The sequence below is a fragment of the Treponema sp. R6D11 genome (assembly GCF_054786075.1).
In genome coordinates this window covers 1-319 of sequence record NZ_BDHD01001368.1, presented here as the reverse complement: position 1 = coordinate 319, position 319 = coordinate 1, and the positions used below count along the sequence as shown (strand labels likewise).

Sequence of the window (319 nt, the reverse complement as noted above, 5' to 3'; positions counted from 1 at the left end):
ATACGCACCTTGGCGACCCCCTAATGCTTGTTCATGAAAAATCGCGCCCCCTTACCGCGTTTGAAAAATCCGCGCTGTCCGTTCACCTTGAAATTCCTCTTACAGATGACGATAAAAAACTATTTGATGAATATTTGCGTAACTCTCGTTTAAAATGGCGGACAGACAGAAGCGATATAATAAAAGGCGATCCTTATTTAAATTTTATATTTTCTAATCAAATTGAGAATAATCTATCGTTAAAGAGCGAGGGCGGCAATGAACAACTGGAAAATATACTTGCTTTATTGGTAAGTTTTTCAAAGTACCAATATAATCT

General features: G+C 37.0%; 1 protein-coding gene. It reads left to right on the top strand.

Going from position 1 to position 319, the window contains the following annotated elements:
* Positions 1-23: 23 nt before the first annotated feature.
* The coding region (locus tag ACYVTD_RS18780) for a hypothetical protein (RefSeq protein ID WP_461249096.1) at positions 24-319 on the top strand (296 nt) is incomplete at its 3' end.